Genomic DNA, 2,331 nt, shown 5'->3' on the forward strand with positions numbered 1-2,331 from the left:
GCGGCGTAGTACTGGTTGTGATAGTTCAGCCTGAAGAGCGCAAAAACCTGATTGATGGCCTCCACCAGGGCCGGATCGGGCTTAGAGCGGGAATCACTCTGCCCAGGAGGTATCGGTGAGGTCGCTTTCGAGGCTGCTATCTCGCGTTCGACGCGCTGTGCCAGTTCCCCGCTGTCCTCCATGCTCAACTCCTGTCGTTTCCTGTTGCTGTCTCGCCCATTGGAATTGTACATGCTGTTTGAAGCGATTTTGCCAGGCATGCCCCGCGCTTCCCCGTTCCCGCCAGTAGAGCGTGAAGTCCTCTATCTGCTGGAGGGCAAAGCCCCGGGGAACGCCATGAAAACGTTCGAGCAATTCGAGCATGTCCTCGCTGGGCTGAAAGTCCGGTGGCAGGGGCTCCCCCGTCCGTTTGGATGGCTTCGGCATTGCGGCGGCGGGTGTCTTTCTTTCTACCGCCGGTGGCGTGCTTGGGGTTGCAGCGGCTCTCGCGGGGGTGATCGAGGGTGGGGCACTGGAAGCTTCCCTTGCCGGTGCAGGGCTGGCCGGGGTTTCGTTAATCGCCAACAGCAGGCAGTCTTGCGCGGCGGTTTTGCGGTTAATGCTCAAAAGACCCAGAGACTCCAGAGACTCGCACACTGCCTCGAGTTCCCGGGGGTTCCAGAAGGGCAGCAGCTGTAGCAGGTACGCCCGACTCACGTGCAGCCAGGCCAATCCGTCGCGGCGCGTCGCCGGCTGATGGAGGTACAAGCCCTTGATTTGTTGCAGCAGTACGGCCTCGGCCAAACCCACAGCGGCCGCCAGCTCAGCGGAAAACGCCAGTTGGGAGTCGGGAATGAGGGGGCGGTGGGCCATGCACACTTCTGCTTAAAGATAGCGGCCGCACAGCATACCCAGCTTGCGTCATTAGTTGTAGCATCGCGGCTGAGTTTTCACAGGGAAATGTTGATGGCCAAGGCAAAAACAGCCTTTGTTTGTGGTGATTGCGGTTCGGATTATCACAAGTGGCAGGGACAGTGCAGTGATTGCGGGGCCTGGAATACGCTCAGTGAGATTCGCCTGGGCAGCGCCAAAAGCACCAGTCGAGCCTCCGCGGGACGCAGCGGTTTTGCCGGAGAGCTCGCGCCGGCGAAGGTGCTCAGCGAGATCGATGTTTCTGAGGTCAAGCGCATTCCCACGGGGATGACAGAGTTTGATCGTGTGCTGGGCGGAGGACTTGTCCCGGGTTCGGCCATTCTTTTGGGGGGGAACCCCGGCGCGGGCAAGAGCACGCTACTTCTCCAGGCCTGCTGCGGTCTTGCGAGTCATATGCCGGCGCTCTACGTTACCGGCGAGGAAAGTCCTCAGCAGATCGCCATGCGTGCCCAGCGCTTATCTCTACCCCTGGATGAGCTGAAGCTCATGGCGGAGACCAATGTGGAGGCCATACTGGCGGCGCTGGATAAGCACCAGCCCAGGCTCCTGGTGGTCGATTCCATTCAGGTGGTCTACAGCGAAGAACTCAGCTCGGCACCGGGGAGCGTGTCCCAGGTGCGGGAGTGCGCGGCGACGCTCACCCGTGCCGCAAAGCAGCGTGGGATCGTACTGCTGCTGGTGGGTCACGTCACCAAGGACGGCAGTCTTGCGGGCCCCAAGGTGCTGGAGCACATGATTGATTGCTCGGTATTGCTGGAGAGCTCTGACGATCAGCGTTTTCGCACCCTGCGAGGCCAAAAAAACCGCTTTGGGGCAGTGAATGAGCTGGGCATATTTGCCATGACTGAGCAGGGCCTTCGGGAAGTAAAAAACCCCTCCGCAATTTTTCTGGAGCGGGGCGAAAAACAGTCCTCAGGTAGCGTAGTGATGGTGGTCTGGGAAGGCACCCGGCCCCTTCTGGTGGAAATCCAGGCCCTGGTGGACGACAGCCCTCTGGGCAATCCCCGCAGGCTGGCGGTAGGCCTGGAGCAGAACCGTCTGGCGATGCTTCTGGCAATTCTTCACCGCCACGGTGGCTTGCAGGTGGGCGATCAGGATGTGTTTGCCAACGTGGTCGGCGGCGTCAGAGTCCTGGAGACGAGCGTTGATCTGGCTTTGCTGCTGGCTATTGTGTCGAGCTTTCGGGACCGACCATTACCGCGCGATCTGGTGGTATTCGGTGAAGTAGGGCTGGCGGGCGAGATTCGCCCGGTGCCCTCGGGACAGGAGCGGTTGTCGGAGGCGGCCAAACATGGTTTTGCGAGGGCCATCGTGCCGCGGGGCAACGCGCCTAAAACCGCACCCAAAGGTATGCAGGTACACGCGGTGGCGACTCTGGGAGAGGCCCTGGCGCTGGATTTCTAGCCGGTTTGTGATCAG

The 2,331-nt window shown here is 60.8% G+C and carries 2 protein-coding genes; one reads left to right on the top strand and one right to left on the bottom strand.

From position 1 onward, the window contains the following. Positions 1-93: 93 nt before the first annotated feature. Positions 94-852, bottom strand: a complete 759-nt coding sequence (locus ACTG3T_RS03065; RefSeq protein ID WP_439100799.1) for a DnaT-like ssDNA-binding domain-containing protein — start codon at positions 850-852, stop codon at positions 94-96. Between the two features lie 93 nt (positions 853-945). Between ACTG3T_RS03065 and radA the strand changes: the two genes are divergently transcribed. Continuing rightward, positions 946-2,316: a DNA repair protein RadA gene (radA, locus tag ACTG3T_RS03070; RefSeq protein WP_439100800.1), complete on the top strand. Its 1,371-nt coding sequence runs from the start codon at positions 946-948 to the stop codon at positions 2,314-2,316. Positions 2,317-2,331: the final 15 nt, after the last annotated feature.

It is taken from the genome of Congregibacter sp. (genome assembly GCF_965660375.1).
Classification (GTDB): Bacteria; Pseudomonadota; Gammaproteobacteria; order Pseudomonadales; family Halieaceae; genus Congregibacter.